Genomic DNA, 16,426 nt, shown 5'->3' on the forward strand with positions numbered 1-16,426 from the left:
CTCTCAGCCCAGCAGGACGTCGTCGTCGCCCAGACGCTTGAGCTCGCGGTACAGGATCGCGAGGCCGGTGACGATGGCGGCGGCGGACACGACGGCGTCGAGCAGCTTCAGCGTGTCGTGGTCGGTGCGGGCCTTGCGGGCCTGCTTGATCACGCCGAGGGCGCCGAACGCGGTGGTGCCGATCGACAGGTAGGTCCCGGACTTGGACTTCTTGAAGCCCTTGGCCTTGGACAGTGCACTGGTGCTCACAGGGACGGTGCCTCCTCAAGCAGCGGGTGACCCCAGCGCTCGACGAAGGCGGCCTCTACGGCGGCACCGACCTTGTACAGCCGGTCGTCCTTCATCGCCGGGGCGATGATCTGCAGTCCGACCGGGAGACCGTCCTCCGGAGCCAGGCCGCAGGGCAGCGACATGGCGGAGTTGCCGGCCAGGTTGGTCGGGATGGTGCACAGGTCGGCGAGGTACATCGCGAGCGGGTCGTCGCTGCGCTCGCCGATGGGGAAGGCGGTCGTCGGGGTCGTCGGGGAGACGATGACGTCGACCTGCTCGAAGGACTTCTCGAAGTCCTGGGTGATGAGCGTGCGGACCTTCTGGGCGGAGCCGTAGTACGCGTCGTAGTAGCCGGAGCTGAGCGCGTACGTGCCGAGGATGATCCGGCGCTTGACCTCGTCGCCGAAGCCGGCTTCGCGGGTGAGGGCGGTGACGTCCTCGGCGGAGCGGGTGCCGTCGTCGCCGACGCGCAGGCCGTAGCGCATGGCGTCGAACCGGGCCAGGTTCGAGGAGCACTCGGACGGCGCGATCAGGTAGTACGCGGCCATCGCGAGGTCGAAGGAGGGGCAGTCCAGCTCGACGATCTCGGCGCCCAGCTCCTTGAGGAGCGCGACGGCCTCGTTGAAGCGCTGGACGACGCCGGCCTGGTAGCCCTCGCCGGCGAACTGCTTGACCACACCGACGCGCATGCCGGCGACGGAGCCGTTGCGGGCGGCCTCGACGACCGGCGGGACCGGGGCGTCGATGGAGGTGGAGTCGAGCGGGTCGTGGCCGGCGATGACCTCGTGGAGGAGGGCCGCGTCCAGGACCGTACGGGCACAGGGCCCGCCCTGGTCCAGGGAGGAGGAGAAGGCCACCATGCCGTAGCGGGAGACGCCGCCGTACGTGGGCTTCACGCCGACGGTGCCGGTGACGGCGGCGGGCTGGCGGATGGAGCCGCCGGTGTCCGTGCCGATGGCCAGGGGCGCCTGGTACGCGGCGAGGGCCGCGGCGGAGCCGCCGCCGGAGCCGCCGGGGATCCGGGTGAGGTCCCAGGGGTTGCCGGTGGGGCCGTAGGCGCTGTTCTCGGTGGAGGACCCCATGGCGAACTCGTCCATGTTGGTCTTGCCGAGAATGACGACGTCGGCTTCCTTCAGCTTGCGCGTCAGGGTGGCGTCGTAGGGCGGGATCCAGCCTTCGAGGATCTTCGAGCCCACGGTGGTCGGCATGCCGACGGTGGTGAAGATGTCCTTGAGGGCGAGGGGGACGCCGGCCAGCGGGCCGAGCTTCTCGCCGGCGGCGCGCTTGGCGTCGACGGCCGCCGCCTGGGCGAGGGCGCCCTCGCGGTCGACGTGCAGGAAGGCGTGGACCTTCTCGTCCGTCGCCTCGATGCGGGCCAGGTGGGCCTCGGTGACCTCGACGGCCGTGAGCTCGCCGGAGGCGATCTTCTCGGCGGTCTGGGCTGCCGTGAGCTTGATGATGTGGTCTGCCATGGTGATTAGTCCTCCCCCAGGATCTGGGGCACCTTGAAGCGCTGCTGCTCCTGGGCGGGGGCGCCGGAGAGCGCCTCCTCCGAGGTGAGCGACGGACGGACCTCGTCCGCGCGCATGACGTTCGTCAGCGGCAGCGGGTGGGAGGTCGGCGGGACGTCTTGGTCGGCGACCTCGGAAACGCGGGCGACCGCGCCGATGATGTCGTCGAGCTGTCCTGCGAAGTGGTCGAGCTCTTCGCTCTTCAGCTCCAGACGTGCCAGCCGAGCGAGGTGGGCGACCTCCTCGCGCGTGATGCCAGGCATGCGGCGATCCTCTGGGGGTGGTGAGTGTGTGGTTTCGGTCCCAATCCTATGGGGCCCACCCCCCGAGCCGTTAAACGGTTGTCCACCCGGCGCCCGCACGGTGGCCCGGACGGCCCCGGCCGGCCGCCCGGACCCGTACTACTGCTGCGGGGGTTCCGCGGAGGAGGCGGCGGCCGCCGCCAGCTCGGCGGTGATGTCGGCCGGGCGGCGCCAGCCGCGCTCGCCGCGCGCCAGCAGCCAGGCGGTGGCCTCCTGCGGCGGCATGGCGGCGGCGACGAGCCAGCCCTGGACCGCGTCGCAACCGAGGTCGCGCAGCCGTTCCCAGGTCTCGTCGTCCTCCACGCCCTCGGCGACGACGAGCAGGCCCAGGGAGTGGGCCAGATCGACGGTGCACCGCACGATCTCCGCGTCCTGCGCGTCCACCGCGAGCCGCGCCACGAAGGACCGGTCGATCTTCAGCTCGCTGACCGGCAGCCGGCGCAGGTGGACCAGGGAGGAGTACCCGGTGCCGAAGTCGTCCAGGGACATCTTGACGCCGTGCCCGGTCAGACCGGCCATGGTGTCGGCCGCCCGCTGGGGGTCCTCCAGCAGGACGTGTTCCGTTATCTCCAGCTGGAGCCCGCTCGCCGGGACCCCGTGCCGGGCCAGGCGGGCCGCGACGGCGCCGGCGAAGCCGGGGGTGTGGACGTCGCGCGGCGAGACGTTGACGGCCACGGGCACCTTGAGGCCCTGCGCCCGCCACCGGGCGACCTGCGCGAGGGCGGTCTCCAGGACGTACTCGGTCAGGTGCGGCATCAACCCGGAGGTCTCCGCGATGGCGATGAACTCGTCCGGCGAGACCCGCCCCCGCTCGGGGTGCACCCAGCGTACGAGCGCCTCCAGACCGGCGACCTGTCCGTCGAAGCGGACCTTCGGCTGGTAGTGGAGTTCGACCTCGCCCGCGTCCAGGGCGCGCCGCAGGTCGCCGAGGAGGCCGAGCCGGTCGGGAGTGTTGCTGTCGCGCTTGGACTCGTAGACCTCGACGCCGGTGCGGTCCCGCTTCGCCTGGTACATGGCGACGTCGGCGCGTCTGAGCAGTCCCTCCGCGTCGAGGGCGTGATCGGGGAAGACGGCGAGGCCCGCGCTGGCCTCCAGGACGAGGGTGAGGCCGTCCAGGTCGAGGGGGGAGCTGAGCTCGGCGACCAGGTTGCGGGCGACCCGCTGGGCGCTGGTGGTGGAGTCCGCGACGGGCAGCAGGACGGCGAACTCGTCGCCGCCCAGCCGGGCGGCCTCGGCATCGGGGGGCAGGGCCTGGCGCAGCCGGTCGGCGATCTGGAGCAGCAGCCGGTCACCCGCCAGGTGGCCGAGGGTGTCGTTGACGGCGCGGAAGCGGTCGAGGTCGATCAGCACGAGCGCCGCCCGGGTGCCCGAGCGTTCGGCCTCGTCCAGCGCCGACCAGGCGCGCTCCAGCAGCCACTGCCGGTTCGGCAGCCCGGTGAGCGGATCGCGCAGTTGCTCCTCGGCCCGGGCGCGGGCGATCCACAGGGTGGAGTCGAGGGCGATGAGCGGGACGGCGAACAGCGGCAGCAGTACCGGCCGACTGCCGGCGACCACGCAGATCAGCGGGGCGATGCCGAGCAGGGCGGCGGCGACCAGGGCCTGCCGGATCAGGGCGCCGCGGGCCACGGTGGGCAGTCCGCCGCCGCGCGGGGCGAGCGAGAACCAGAGCAGGAGCCGGGTCACCGACAGGTAGGCGAAGGCCGCGAGGACGATCTCGGGGACGGTCGCCAGGCCCCAGGTGTCGGGCAGCCAGGGTTCCTCGACGGTCGGCACCCGGTCGAAGAGGAGCAGGACGAGGGCACCCGCGCCGATGCCGAGGATGTCGACGGCGCCGTGCAGCAGCCCTTGGCGCCAGCGGTGCCGGCGGGCGGCGCCGACCAGGGAGACCACGGCGAGCGAGACCAACCCGGCGGGGATCCAGCCGTAGAGGACGAGCACGCCGAGGGTGAGCGCGGCGCCGGATCCGGTCCCGCCCCACCACCGGTCCCGGCCCAGGGCCACCAGGTGGCCGACGATGATGCCGGTGAGCAGGGCGAGCGCCCAGCCCACCGAGCCCCCGGGGAACAGGGCGTGACGTCGCGTCAGGGCGGAGACCACGCCGCCCACGAGCACCAGCGCCGACAGGCCGACGACGGCGAGGGGCAGCACGGTGCGCCGCTCCCGACCCGACCCGACGCCCGAGCCGGTGTCGAGGGGGCGGGTGTCCGGTGTCCTGGGACCCAGGACACCGAGCCGTCCCGCCCGCATGGACGGGATGTCCCCGCCGAATTCAGGTGACGGGTCGGCGCTCTCGTTGGGTTTCATGCCCGTACCTCTCACAGCCGGCGATGCCGATGTCACGCGATGGCCCCGGTGTCATGCCATCACGGCTGGAAGCACACCAGGCAGCCGCGCACGACAGGCGCACCCCACAACAGTAGGCCGCGGGAGGCTCCCAGGGGCAGCGGTCGGCGGTGGTTGCCCGATTACGGCCCAGCCATCCTCATCAGTACGGTATCCGCCGAACGGGTGAGTTTGGACCAGGACCCCCCGGTCACCCATCCGATGATCCGACAGCTCACCGCCCCAACGCCAGCCCTGTACCGGCCGTTTACCGCCGGACACCGCGCCGGGCGTGCGCCCGCCCGTTACGGCCGCACGCCACGCATCCGTTCGCCTCCACCGAGCCTTGAGGCCACCTCCGTGTGGGTTACCCCTCCGCCGGCTCCGCGCCCTCGGCGTCGCCCGCGCCCGTCCCCGTGCTCTCGCCCGCGCCCGCGCCTTCGAGCGGGAGCGCCGCCTCGCGGGCCGCGTCGGGGCCCTGCGCGAGCAGCACCTCGAAACCGGCGTCGTCGAGGACGGCGAGCTTGAGCTGCACGGCCTTGTCGTACTTGGAGCCCGGGTTGTCGCCGACCACGACGAAGGAGGTCTTCTTGGACACGGATCCGGTGACCTTCGCGCCCCGGCTCTGCAGGGCCTCCTTGGCGCCGTCGCGGGTGTGGTTCTGCAGGGTCCCGGTGACGACCACGGTCAGCCCCTCCAGCGGACGCGGCCCCTCCTCCTCGCCGGAACCCTCCTCCTCCATCCGGACACCGGCCGCCCGCCACTTGCGCAGGATCTCCTGGTGCCAGTCGACGGCGAACCACTCCTTGAGGGAGGCCGCGATGATGGCCCCGACCCCGTCGGTGGCCGTCAGCTCCTCCTCGGTGGCCTGCTCGATGCGCTCGATCGAACGGAACTCGCGGGCGAGGGCCTCGGCGGCGACCGGGCCGACGTGGCGGATCGAGAGGCCGTTGATGATCCGGGCCAGCGGGCTCTCCTTGGCCGCCGCGATGTTCTCCAGCATGGCCAGGGCGTTCTTCTTCGGCTCGCCCTTCTGGTTGGCGAAGACCGTGACGATCTTCTCCTCGCCCGTCTTGGGGTCCCGCTTGGGCAGGCCGCTGTCCTGGTCCAGGACGTACGCCTTGATGGGCAGGAGCTGCTCGATGGTGAGGCCGAAGAGGTCGCCCTCGTCCAGCAGCGGCGGCTCGGCCGGCTCCAGCGGTCCGGTCAGCGCGGCCGCGGCGACCATGCCGAAGTTCTCGATGTCGAGGCTCTGTCGGCCCCCGAGGTAGAAGAGCCGCTCGCGCAACTGGGCGGGACACGTCTGCCCGTTGGGGCACCGGACGTCGATGTCCCCCTCCTTCATGGGCCGCAGGGCCGTCCCGCACTCGGGGCACTCGCCGGGCATCACGAACTCCCGCTCGCCGCCGTCCCGGAGGTCCACCACCGGTCCGAGGATCTCGGGGATGACGTCGCCTGCCTTGCGCAGCACCACGGTGTCCCCGATGAGCACGCCCTTGGCCTTGACGACCTCCTGGTTGTGCAGGGTCGCGAACTCCACCTCGGACCCGGCCACCGTCACCGGCTCCACCTGCGCGTACGGGGTCACGCGCCCGGTGCGACCGACGCCGACCTTGATGTCGATCAGCTTGGTGTTGACCTCTTCGGGGGCGTACTTCCAGGCGATGGCCCAGCGCGGGGCGCGGGCGGTGGAGCCGAGCCGGCCCTGAAGGGCGATCTCGTCGAGCTTGACGACGACCCCGTCGATCTCGTGCTCCACCGAGTGCCGGTTCTCGCCGAAGTGGGCGATGAACGCGCGGACCTCGGCGAGCGTGGAGACCACCCTGTTGTGCCCGCCGGTGGGCAGACCCCACTCGTGCAACAGCTCGTACGCCTGCGACTGGCGCTCGATGTCGAGGCCCTCACGGGCGCCGATGCCGTGCACGACCATGTGCAGCGGCCGGCTCGCGGTGACCTTCGGGTCCTTCTGGCGTAGTGAACCGGCCGCCGCGTTGCGGGGGTTGGCGAAGGGCTTGCCCTCGGCCTCGACGAGCCGGGCGTTCAGCTCCTCGAAGGCCTCCATCGGGAAGTACACCTCGCCGCGGACCTCGACCAAGGCCGGGATCCGGTCGCCGGCCAGGCGGTCCGGGATCTCGGCGATGGTGCGGACGTTGGGCGTGATGTCCTCGCCGGTGCGGCCGTCGCCGCGGGTGGCGGCGCGGGTCAGGCGGCCGTTCTCGTACGTCAGGTTGACGGCGAGGCCGTCCACCTTCAGCTCGCACAGGTAGTGGTAGTCCGTGGTGTTCACGTCCCGGGCGACCCGGTCGGCCCAGGCCGACAGTTCCTCGTCGTCGAAGGCGTTGTCGAGGGAGAGCATCCGCTCGCGGTGGCGCACGGAGGCGAAGTCCGTCTCGTACGCCCCGGCCACCTTCTGGGTGGGAGAGTCGGGCGTGCGCAGCTCCGGGTACTGCTCCTCCAGCGCCTCCAGCGAGCGCAGCAGCTGGTCGAACTCGGCGTCGCTCACGACCGGCTGGTCGTTCACGTAGTACCGGAAGCGGTGCTCCTCGATCTGCTCCGCGAGCAGCGCGTGCTGCTCACGCATCCGCGCCGGTACTGCCGTGTCCTGCTGTTCGGCTGCCATGCCGTGTCCTCCCGTGGCCCGTCCCGACCGTCACTCAGGGTTGTCGGCGAGCGACCTCGCCGCCCTGACGCAATGTGCCTGCGCCGCACGGGCGTAGGCGGGCGAAGCACCCGCCAGACCGCACGAGGGGGTGACCACGACGGACTCGGCGAGAGTCCCCGGTGTCAGCCCCAGCCTGCGCCAGAGCGTCCTGACACCCATGACGCTACCGCCCGGGTCCGACAACGGACCGTCGGTGCCGGGCACGACTCCCGCGTAGAGTTTCACGCCGCCCTCGACGGTCTCCCCGATGGCGTCATCCTCGCGCTCGGTGAGCAAGGAGAAATCGAACGACACGCCCTTGACCCCGGCCCGTCGCAACAGCGCGAAGGGGACCTCGGGGGCGCAGGAGTGCACGATCACCTCGCCGTCGTGGACGGAGAACAGGTCGCGCAGGGTGCCCTCGACGACCTGTCGGTCGACGGCCCGGTAGGTCCGGTACTTGCTCGCGGACCGCACGCGCCCCAGCAGCACCGAGGTGAGCGACGGTTCGTCGAACTGGAGGACGATCTCGGCGCCGGGGATCCGCTTGCGGACGTCGGCCAGGTGCTCGCGCAGCCCCTCGGCCAGGGATCCGGCCAGGTCACGGCAGGCGCCCGGGTCCTGGAGGACGGCCTCGCCGCCGTGCAGTTCCAGGGCGGCGGCCAGCGTCCACGGCCCGACGGCCTGGATCTTGAGCTTCCCCGTGTAGCCCTGGGTGAACTCCTCCAGGGCGTCGAGGTCCTCTCCGAGCCAGGAGCGGGCCCGGCGGGTGTCGCGGCCGGGGCGGTCGCCGATGCGCCAGCCGCTGGGCTCCACGCGCGCGTACATGTCGACGAGCAGCCCCAGCGAGCGGCCGATCATGTCGGCACCGGGTCCGCGCGCGGGCAGTTCGGCGAGGTAGGGGAACTCCTCGAAGGACCCGGTGGCCGCCTTGGCGGCCTCGCGGGCGTCGCCGCCGGGCAGCGAGCCGACGCCGGTGGCGCTCGCGGTCATCGGCCGGGCCTGACGGTCAGGTCGTTGACCTCGGCGTCGCGGGGCAGGTCGACGGCCATGACGATGGTGGTGGCCACCGACTCGGGGTCGATCCATGCGGAGGCGTCGTACTCCTTGCCCTCCTGCGAGTGCACCTTGGCCTGCATGGGGCTCGCGGTGCGGCCCGGGTAGACGGAGGTGACGCGCATCCCGTTCGGCTTCTCCTCGGCGCGCAGGGAGTCGGCGAGGGCCTTGAGGCCGTGCTTGGAGGCGGCGTAGGCGCTCCAGTCGGCGTGTGCGGCGAGGCCGGCGCCGGAGTTCACGAAGACGACGGTGGCCTTGGACGCGCGCAGGGTGGGCAGCAACAGCCGGGTGACCTCGGCCGGGGCGATCAGGTTGACGTTGAGCTGCTGGTGCCAGGTCTTGGGGCGCAGCTCGCCGACGGGTCCGAGGTCGACGATCCCGGCGATGTGCAGCAGGGAGTCGATCCGCTCGGGGACGGGCTGCTTGGAGAAGGCCCACGAGAGCCGGTCGGGGTCCGCGAGGTCGCCGACGAGGCTCTGCGCGCCGGGGTAGCGCTCGACGAGTTGGCGGGCGCGGCCGGCGTCGCGGGCCAGCAGGACGAGGTCGTCCCCGCGGGCGTGCAGGCGGTTGGCGACGGCCGCGCCGATGCCGGATCCGGCGCCGGTGATCAGGTGAGTAGGCATACGGTCATGCTCGCATCCGGGGCGGGTCCCGCGCGGCCGGCTCAGCGCAGGGCGCGAGCCCGGCGCTCCCCCGCCGCCGGACCGGCCGGGCGGCCGGGGCGGTCGATCACGCGGGCGGCCCGGTGGGCCGGGTCAGAGTCCCGCCCCGGCGCGCAGGTGGGCGGCCGTCTTCGAGGCGTCGTAGTCGGCGGGGACGCCCTCGACGAGGATGGCCTCGCCCGCCATGTGGCGGGTCCGCAGGGGGAGGAGGGCCTGGTAGGCGGGCGAGGCGTACCAGGCGCGGGCCCGCTCGATGTCGGGGAAGGAGATCACGACGACCGTGCCGGGGAAGGGACCCTCCAGGACCTCGACCTCCTGGCCGTGGACGAGGAAGGAGCCGCCGAAGGGGTCGAGCGTCGACTGGATCTGCTCGATGTACCGCAGGATGTCCTCGTTCATCGTCGCGGGGCGCAGGTGGGCTATGGCGTACGCGGTCATGGTCTTCTCCCTGGTGACGGGGCGGATCGGGCTGTTGCTCCGATCTTGCCGCAGGGGCCGCGCCCGGTCCATTACCTTCCGGGTCATGCCCGGCGGAGCCGTGCCCGGCGGGGTCACGCGGGCTGCGGGAACTCCTCGACGGCCGGCCCGTGGAAGGTGCGCCGGTAGGTGATCGGGGAGACGCCGAAGGCGGTGCGCATGTGCTGGCGCAGGGAGTTGGCGGAGCCGAAGCCCGCGCGGTGCGCCACCAGGTCGACGGGGAGGTCGCTGGACTCCAGCAACTGGCGCGCTATGTCGAGGCGTTGCCCGGTGAGCCACTGCACGGGGGTCATGCCGACCTCGTCGCGGAAGCGCCGGGTGAAGGTGCGCAGGCTCATCCGGGCGTGCGCGGCCAGTTCGGCGAGGGTGATCGGCTCACCGAGGCGTTCCAGGGCCCAGGCGCGGGTGGCGGTGGTGGTGGCGACCGTGGGGGCGGGGACGGGCCGGTCGATGTACTGGGCCTGGCCGCCGTCGCGCCAGGGCGGCACGACGCACATCCGGGCGGCGCGGTTGGCGACGGCGCTGCCGTGGTCCTTGCGGATCATGTGCAGGCACAGGTCCACCCCGGCCGCGACGCCGGCGGAGGTGAGGACGTCGCCGTCGTCGACGAAGAGGACGTCCTCGTCGACGGCGACGCGGGGGTAGGCGCGGCGGAACTCGGGGGCGAGGTTCCAGTGGGTGGTCGCGGGTCGGCCGTCGAGGAGGCCGGCTGCGGCGAGCACGTACGAGCCGGTGCAGATGGAGACCAGGCGGGTGCCGGGGCGGATGCCCGCGACGGCCGCGGTGACCTCGGGGGGCAGCGGTCCGCCCCGGGCCAGCTCGGGCATGGCGTGGGTGGGCGGGATGATCACGGTGTCGGCGGCGGCGAGGGCTTCGGGGCCCGCGGCCGGCAGGACGGTGAAGCCGGCGTCGCTGAGCACCGGGGCGCCGTCGGCGGTGCAGACGGTGACCTCGTAGAGGGCCGCCCCGTCCTCGTCCACCGCGCTGCCGAAGACCCGGGAGGGGATGCCCAGCTCGAAGGGAGGCACGCCGGGGAGGGCCAGGACTGCGATCCGGTGGAGTGCCCGTCCGTCGGTGTCCGCTGTCGTCACGCGCTCCCTGGTCATGGCCAGATCCTGTCACAGGGTGGCCAACAGGCCAACACCGTCGGGCGCCGGATTGTCCGAACGTGAGGTGTGCGGCCGGGACGACCCGCCGCACGAGACGGACGAACACACCGAACGGAAAGAGGCGGACGGACATGCGCGCGATGATCGTGAACGGCTGGGGCGGACCGGAGAAGCTGGTCGAGCGCGAGCTGGAGCGGCCGGAGCCCGGCCTGGGCGAGGTCCTGGTACGGGTGCACGCGGCCGGGGTGAACCCGGTGGACTGGAAGACCCGCGAGAGCGGCGGCCTGATCACCTGGGGCGAGCTGCCGGCCGTCGGCTGGGACGTCTCGGGCACGGTCGAGGCCGTCGGCCCCGGCGTGAGCGCCTTCCGGCCGGGCGACGAGGTGTACGGGATGCCGCTCTTCCCCCGCCAGGCCGGCGGCTACGCCGAGTACGTGGTCTCCCCCACCCGCCACCTGGCCCCCAAGCCGGCCTCCCTGAGCCACGTGGAGGCGGCGGCGCTGCCGCTGGCCGCGCTCACCGCCTGGCAGGCCCTCGTGGACACCGCCGACGTCCGACCGGGCGAGCGGGTGCTGGTCCACGCGGCGGCCGGCGGGGTCGGACACCTCGCGGTGCAGATCGCCAAGGCCCTGGGGGCGTACGTGATCGGGACCGCCGGCGCGGGCAAGCACGAGCTGGTGCGCTCGCTGGGCGCGGACGAGGTCGTCGACTACCGGGCGGCGCCCTTCGAGGAGGCCGTCTCCGAGGTGGACGTGGTCCTGGACGGGGTGGGCGGCGACACCGCCGAGCGCTCCCTGAAGGTGCTGCGCCCCGGCGGCCGGCTGATCACCCTGCCGGGCCCCGACGGCCTGCCGGCCGACCCCGGCACGGTCCGGGCGCAATGGATGCTGGTGGAGCCGGACCACCTGGGACTGCGGAAGATCACCGAGCTGGTGGAGCGCGGCGCGCTCAAGCCCGTCGTCGAGACGGTGCTGCCGCTGGCCCGGGCCGCGAAGGCCCATGAGATCGGCGAACTGGGCCGCACCACCGGCAAGATCGTCCTGACGGTCGTCTGACCCGGGACGAGGCCTCGCCGGGACGGCGCGCGGGCGCCGAACCCTGCGGGGTCCCGGGCCCGTTCGTCACCGCGTACCGGCCTGGGTGCGGCGGGCGTAGGCACGAGCGGCGCGGGCGCGGTCCCCACAGCGGGTGGAGCACCAGTGACGGCGGCCCTGGCGCAGCAGGTACCGGTTGCAGGGGGCGGAGCCGCACGCGGTGAGGCGTTCGGCGTCCGGGGAGGTGAGGAGGTCGGCGGCGTCGGCGGCGAGGGCGGCCAGGGCGTGATCGAGCATCGCGGTGGTGGGGTGGGCGGTGGCGCGGTAGGGGCCCCTCTCGTCGTCCCACCTCAGCAGCGGCGCGGTGGGGACGCGGGTCATGGCGTCGTTGACGGCCCCGACGGCGGCGGGAAGGGCGGGAAGCCCCTCGGCGCGGGCTGCGAACAGGGACCGGATCTGTTCGCGCAGCGAGCGCAGTTGCGCCGCGCACATCTCCCGCATGCCCAGGTCGACCGGGGCGAGGCCGTGTCGCGCCAGCCATTGGTTCGCCTGCGCGGGGGTCCCCAGGAAGTCGAAGGTGTGCCCGCCGGGCCGCGCGACGGCGCTGTTGGCGAGGGCGAGGGAGAGGTGCTCCTCCTCGCCCTGGGCAGGCGGCGGGGCGGGCTCTTCCGTCACGGGCTCCACCACGGGCTCCCTCACAGGCTCCATCACGCCTCTCATGGTAAGGCTTGCGGCCATCCGTGAGAAACGGCTACGGTCATCTCACGGTTCACCCGACACCATCCGTGAGGTGTTTCTCCTGTGTCTTCTGTGCCCGCATCGACCGATCGGTTCCCCGTCCGCGTTCTCGGCGGCCCGACCGCCCTCTTCGAGTACGGCGGCCTGCGCTTCCTGACCGACCCGACCTTCGACGGCCCCGGCGACTACCCGGCGCCCGGCACCACCCTCACCAAGACCGCGCCCGCCGGCGCCACCCCCGACGACCTGGGCCCGATCGACGTGGTCCTGCTCTCGCACGACGAGCACCCCGACAACCTCGACCGCTCCGGCCGGGCCCTGCTCGCCGACGTCCCGCTGACGCTCACCACCCCCGCCGGCAGCCGGCGCCTCGGCGACGGGGCCAAGGGCCTGGCCGACTGGGAGTCCGTGGAACTGGACCGCCCCGGTGGCGGCACGGTGACGGTGACCGGCGTACCCGCCGTGCACGGACCGGGACGGCGCGAGGAGGTCGAGCCGGTCCTCGGCCAGGTCGTCGGCTTCGTGCTGACCGGCGAGGGGCTGCCCACCGTCTACGTCAGCGGCGACAACGCCTCGCTCGACGCGGTCAAGGAGGTCGCGGGGCGCTTCGCCCCGGTGGACACCGCGATCCTCTTCGCCGGCGCTCCCCGCTTCCCCGTCCTCTTCGACGGCGCGGTGATCGTCCTGGACAGCGCCCAGGCCGCGGAAGCCGCGCGGATCCTCGATGCCGGCCGCGTCGTTCCCGTCCACTGCGACAGCTGGGCCCACTTCACCGAGGGCCACGACGACCTGAGGGCCGCGTTCGGCGCGGCCGGCCTGGCCGACCGCCTGGACCCGGACTGGGACCGGCAGGCCTGATCGGTCTGCCGGCCGTCCGCGGCGAGGTGGACCTCGCGGTCAGACGGCGGCCGCGGCCCGGGTGGTGGTGGCGATGGTGGCGGAGCCGACCACGCGGGTGCCGTCGTAGAGCACGATCGCCTGGCCGGGGGCCACGCTGCGGACCGGCTCGGCGAAGGAGACCCGCAGTTCGCCGTCCACCATCTCGGCGAAGACCTCGGTCTCGCCGCCGTGGGCGCGCAGCTGCGCGGTGTAGGTGCCGGGAGCGGCGGCCGTCGAGCCGCACCAGCGGGGGCGGATCGCGGTGAGGGCGTTGACGTCGAGGGCCTCGACGGGGCCGACGGTGACGGTGTTGTTCACCGGGGAGATGTCCAGGACGTAGCGGGGCTTGCCGTCGGCGGCGGGGTGGCCGATGCGCAGTCCCTTGCGCTGCCCGATGGTGAAGCCGAAGGCGCCCTCGTGGGTGCCGATCTTCTCGCCGCTCTCGTCGACGATGTCGCCGTCGGCCTTGCCGAGGCGGTTCGCCAGGAAGCCCTGGGTGTCGCCGTCGGCGATGAAGCAGATGTCGTGGCTGTCGGGCTTCTTGGCCACGGCCAGGCCGCGCTCCTCCGCCTCCGCGCGGATCTCCTCCTTGGTGGTGAGGGTGTCACCGAGCGGGAAGAGGGCGTGGGCGAGCTGCTTCTCGTCGAGGACGCCGAGGACGTAGGACTGGTCCTTGGCCATGTCGGAGGCGCGGTGCAGCTCGCGGGCGCCGTCGTCGTTCAGGACGACGGTGGCGTAGTGGCCGGTGCAGACGGCGTCGAAGCCGAGGGCGAGGGCCTTGTCGAGCAGCGCCGCGAACTTGATCTTCTCGTTGCACCGCAGGCAGGGGTTCGGGGTGCGCCCGGCCTCGTACTCGGAGATGAAGTCCTCGACGACGTCCTCGCGGAAGCGCTCGGCGAGGTCCCACACGTAGAAGGGGATGCCGATGACGTCGGCGGCGCGGCGGGCGTCTCGGGAGTCCTCGATGGTGCAGCAGCCGCGGGCCCCGGTCCGGAAGGACTGTGGGTTCGCGGAGAGCGCGAGGTGGACGCCGGTCACGTCGTGCCCGGCTTCGACCGCGCGGGCGGCGGCGACGGCGGAGTCCACGCCGCCGGACATGGCGGCCAGGACGCGGAGGGGGCGGGCGGTGCGCGGCAGGTTCTCAGTCATAGCACCGTCCAGGGTACGGGGAACCGCGCGGGGCCACGGCGCGTTATCGGCTGTGGGGGGTGGATCACATGGTGGAGCAGGGGAACGAGGGGCGCGGGCCGTTCCCGGAGCCGGCGTCGGCGGGGGCGCCCGGGACGGCGCCGGGGGCCGCGACACGGGGTGCGGCCGAAAGCGCCGGCGGGGCCCGCGGGACCCGCCGGGCCGTGCTCTTCGGCGGGCTCGGCCTCGGGTTGGGCGCGCTGGGAGTGACGGCGGTGCTCGGGCGGGAGGAGATCCGGCGGGCCTGGTGGCTGCTGCCCGGGGTCGCCAAGCCGCGCAAGGAGGGTGAGCTGGACCACGCGGGCGCGAGCTGGACGGCGGCGTCCCCGGCGAACTGGCGGCTCGCGGACCGGCCGGACGACTACCGGGTGGACCGGATCGTCGTCCATGTCACCCAGGGCAGCTTCGAGTCCTCGGTGGACGCCTTCAAGAACCCGTGGCACAAGGCGTCGGCGCACTACATCGTCGGTCAGGACGGTCACGTGGAGCAGATGGTGCGGGAGCTGGACGTGGCCTTCCACGCCGGGAACCGCTCGATGAACGAGCGCAGCATAGGCATCGAGCACGTGGGCTTCGTCGACCGGCCGCAGGACTTCACGGACGCCATGTACGCGGCTTCGGCCCGGTTGGCCGCCGATGTCTGCCGGAGGTACGGGATACCGGCGGACCGCACCCACTTCCTGGGCCACTCCGAGGTGCCGGGCGCCGACCACACGGACCCGGGCCGGCACTGGGACTGGAACCGCTACCTCGGCCTCGTGAAGCAGGCCCTGGCCGGCGGGTAGCGCCCCGGGCCGCCGGACGACCCGGGCCCGCCAAGATCCGGAAGAGGCGGCCCTGGGTCGCCTCTTTCGGATCTTGGCGGGTGAGCCCGGGTCGTCCGGTGCGGTAGCTCGCAAGGCGGAGGGCCTTGCGCGTACTGGTTGTACGCGCAAGGCCCGACAACGCCGCGAGGTGCCGTGCCGGGCGATCCGGGCCCGCCAAGATCCGGAAGAGGCGGCCTCAGCTGAGGCCGGCCGTGCGGGCGCGGGAGACCGCCGGGCCGATGGCCGCCGCGACCGCGGCCACGTCGGACGTGGTCGAGGTGTGGCCCAGGGAGAAGCGCAGGGTGCCGCGGGCCAGCTGGGGGTCGGTGCCGGTGGCCAGGAGGACGTGGCTGGGCTGGGCCACGCCCGCCGTGCACGCGGAGCCGGTGGAGCACTCGATGCCCTGCGCGTCCAGGAGCAGCAGCAGGGAGTCGCCCTCGCAGCCGGGGAAGGCGAAGTGCGCGTTGGCCGGGAGCCGGTCGTCGGGGTCGCCGCCGAGGACGGCGTCCGGGACGGCCGCCAGGACGGCCCCGATCAGCTCGTCGCGCAGGGCGCCGACCTCCGCGGCGAACTTCTCGCGCCGCTCGGCGGCGAGTACGGCCGCCACCGCGAAGGCGGCGATGGCCGGGACGTCGAGGGTGCCGGAGCGGACGTGCCGCTCCTGGCCCCCGCCGTGCAGGACCGGTACGGGGCTCTGGTCGCGGCCCAGCAGCAACGCGCCGATGCCGTACGGTCCGCCGACCTTGTGCCCGCTGACGGTCATGGCGGAGAGCCCGCTGTCGCCGAAGCGGACGTCGAGCTGCCCGAAGGCCTGGACGGCGTCGGAGTGCATCGGGATCCCGAACTCCCGCGCGACGGCGGCGAGTTCACGGACGGGCAGCACGGTGCCGATCTCGTTGTTGGCCCACATCACCGTGGCCAGGGCCACATTGCCCGGGTCGCGTTCGACGGCCGTGCGGAAGGCCTCGGGGTGGACGCGGCCGTAGCGGTCGACGGGGAGGTACTCGACGGTGGCGCCCTCGTGGTCCCCGAGCCAGTGCACGGCGTCGAGGACGGCGTGGTGCTCGACGGGACTGGTGAGGATCCGGGTCCGGGCGGGATCCGCGTCGTGGCGGGCCCAGTAGAGGCCCTTGACGGCGAGGTTGTCCGCCTCGGTGCCGCCGGCGGTGAAGACCACCTCGCTCGGGCGGGCGCCGAGCGCATCGGCGAGGGATTCGCGGGCCTCCTCGACGGTGCGGCGGGCCCGCCGTCCGGCGGCGTGCAGGGAGGACGCGTTACCCGTGGCGGCGAACTGCGCGGTCATCGCCGCAGCGGCTTCCGGGAGCATCGGCGTGGTCGCGGCGTGGTCGAGGTAGGCCATGATCCCCCGATTCTACGAGCCCCCCGCGCCCGGGGATCCCACCCCACCGCGAAAACCCCCGCGGGGCCGGC

15 protein-coding genes are annotated in these 16,426 nt (G+C 73.2%); 3 read left to right on the forward strand and 12 right to left on the reverse strand.

All coding sequences use genetic code 11. The features are described from left to right. Positions 1–3: 3 nt before the first annotated feature. The 9 genes from ACIOD1_RS00205 to ACIOD1_RS00245 all read right to left on the reverse strand — a co-directional run bounded on the left by ACIOD1_RS00205 (position 4) and on the right by ACIOD1_RS00245 (position 10,347). Positions 4–249, reverse strand: coding sequence for a hypothetical protein (locus ACIOD1_RS00205; RefSeq protein WP_365618148.1), 246 nt, complete (start codon positions 247–249; stop codon positions 4–6). Beyond that, positions 246–1,742 (reverse strand): Asp-tRNA(Asn)/Glu-tRNA(Gln) amidotransferase subunit GatA, encoded by a 1,497-nt coding sequence (gene gatA / locus ACIOD1_RS00210; RefSeq protein ID WP_401899364.1) that lies wholly within the window; start codon positions 1,740–1,742, stop codon positions 246–248. The genes ACIOD1_RS00205 and gatA overlap by 4 nt, the downstream gene beginning before the upstream one ends. A gap of 5 nt (positions 1,743–1,747) precedes the next feature. Next, a complete protein-coding gene (gene gatC, locus ACIOD1_RS00215) occupies positions 1,748–2,044 on the reverse strand; it encodes an Asp-tRNA(Asn)/Glu-tRNA(Gln) amidotransferase subunit GatC (protein ID WP_365618151.1) in 297 nt (98 codons plus the stop codon). 138 nt (positions 2,045–2,182) lie between these two features. Next, positions 2,183–4,387, reverse strand: coding sequence for a putative bifunctional diguanylate cyclase/phosphodiesterase (locus ACIOD1_RS00220; RefSeq protein WP_401899365.1), 2,205 nt, complete (start codon positions 4,385–4,387; stop codon positions 2,183–2,185). Between the two features lie 385 nt (positions 4,388–4,772). Beyond that, positions 4,773–7,025 carry an NAD-dependent DNA ligase LigA gene (ligA, locus tag ACIOD1_RS00225; RefSeq protein WP_401899366.1) on the reverse strand — a complete coding sequence of 751 codons (2,253 nt, stop codon included), beginning with the start codon at positions 7,023–7,025 and terminating at the stop codon, positions 4,773–4,775. A 30-nt stretch (positions 7,026–7,055) separates the two neighbouring features. Next, positions 7,056–8,039 (reverse strand): methionine synthase, encoded by a 984-nt coding sequence (locus tag ACIOD1_RS00230; RefSeq protein WP_401899367.1) that lies wholly within the window; start codon positions 8,037–8,039, stop codon positions 7,056–7,058. After that, positions 8,036–8,725, reverse strand: coding sequence for an SDR family oxidoreductase (locus tag ACIOD1_RS00235; protein WP_365618159.1), 690 nt, complete (start codon positions 8,723–8,725; stop codon positions 8,036–8,038). Before ACIOD1_RS00235 ends, ACIOD1_RS00230 begins: the two co-directional genes overlap by 4 nt. A gap of 132 nt (positions 8,726–8,857) precedes the next feature. Further along, positions 8,858–9,202 (reverse strand): DUF1330 domain-containing protein, encoded by a 345-nt coding sequence (locus ACIOD1_RS00240; RefSeq protein ID WP_365618160.1) that lies wholly within the window; start codon positions 9,200–9,202, stop codon positions 8,858–8,860. 113 nt (positions 9,203–9,315) lie between these two features. After that, on the reverse strand, positions 9,316–10,347 hold the full coding sequence (locus ACIOD1_RS00245; RefSeq protein WP_365618162.1) for a helix-turn-helix domain-containing protein: 1,032 nt from the start codon (positions 10,345–10,347) through the stop codon (positions 9,316–9,318). 134 nt (positions 10,348–10,481) lie between these two features. On the opposite strand from ACIOD1_RS00245, the gene ACIOD1_RS00250 reads away from it, so the two are divergent. Further along, on the forward strand, positions 10,482–11,405 hold the full coding sequence (locus tag ACIOD1_RS00250) for an NADP-dependent oxidoreductase (RefSeq protein ID WP_365618164.1): 924 nt from the start codon (positions 10,482–10,484) through the stop codon (positions 11,403–11,405). A 66-nt stretch (positions 11,406–11,471) separates the two neighbouring features. Here ACIOD1_RS00250 and ACIOD1_RS00255 read toward each other — a convergent pair whose 3' ends face one another. Next, positions 11,472–12,092, reverse strand: coding sequence for a CGNR zinc finger domain-containing protein (locus ACIOD1_RS00255; RefSeq protein WP_401900396.1), 621 nt, complete (start codon positions 12,090–12,092; stop codon positions 11,472–11,474). 93 nt (positions 12,093–12,185) lie between these two features. On the opposite strand from ACIOD1_RS00255, the gene ACIOD1_RS00260 reads away from it, so the two are divergent. Then, positions 12,186–12,980 (forward strand): MBL fold metallo-hydrolase, encoded by a 795-nt coding sequence (locus ACIOD1_RS00260; protein ID WP_401899369.1) that lies wholly within the window; start codon positions 12,186–12,188, stop codon positions 12,978–12,980. A 39-nt stretch (positions 12,981–13,019) separates the two neighbouring features. On the opposite strand, the gene mnmA is transcribed toward ACIOD1_RS00260, so the two are convergent. After that, positions 13,020–14,150, reverse strand: coding sequence for a tRNA 2-thiouridine(34) synthase MnmA (gene mnmA, locus ACIOD1_RS00265; protein WP_401899370.1), 1,131 nt, complete (start codon positions 14,148–14,150; stop codon positions 13,020–13,022). A gap of 68 nt (positions 14,151–14,218) precedes the next feature. Here mnmA and ACIOD1_RS00270 point away from each other — a divergent pair, with 68 nt between their 5' ends. Beyond that, positions 14,219–14,974, forward strand: a complete 756-nt coding sequence (locus ACIOD1_RS00270; protein ID WP_401899371.1) for an N-acetylmuramoyl-L-alanine amidase — start codon at positions 14,219–14,221, stop codon at positions 14,972–14,974. 217 nt (positions 14,975–15,191) lie between these two features. On the opposite strand, the gene ACIOD1_RS00275 is transcribed toward ACIOD1_RS00270, so the two are convergent. After that, positions 15,192–16,355: a cysteine desulfurase family protein gene (locus ACIOD1_RS00275; RefSeq protein ID WP_365618172.1), complete on the reverse strand. Its 1,164-nt coding sequence runs from the start codon at positions 16,353–16,355 to the stop codon at positions 15,192–15,194. Between the last annotated feature and the right edge of the window lie 71 nt (positions 16,356–16,426).

The sequence above is a fragment of the Streptomyces sp. NPDC088097 genome, assembly GCF_044741845.1.
Classification (GTDB): Bacteria; Actinomycetota; Actinomycetes; order Streptomycetales; family Streptomycetaceae; genus Streptomyces.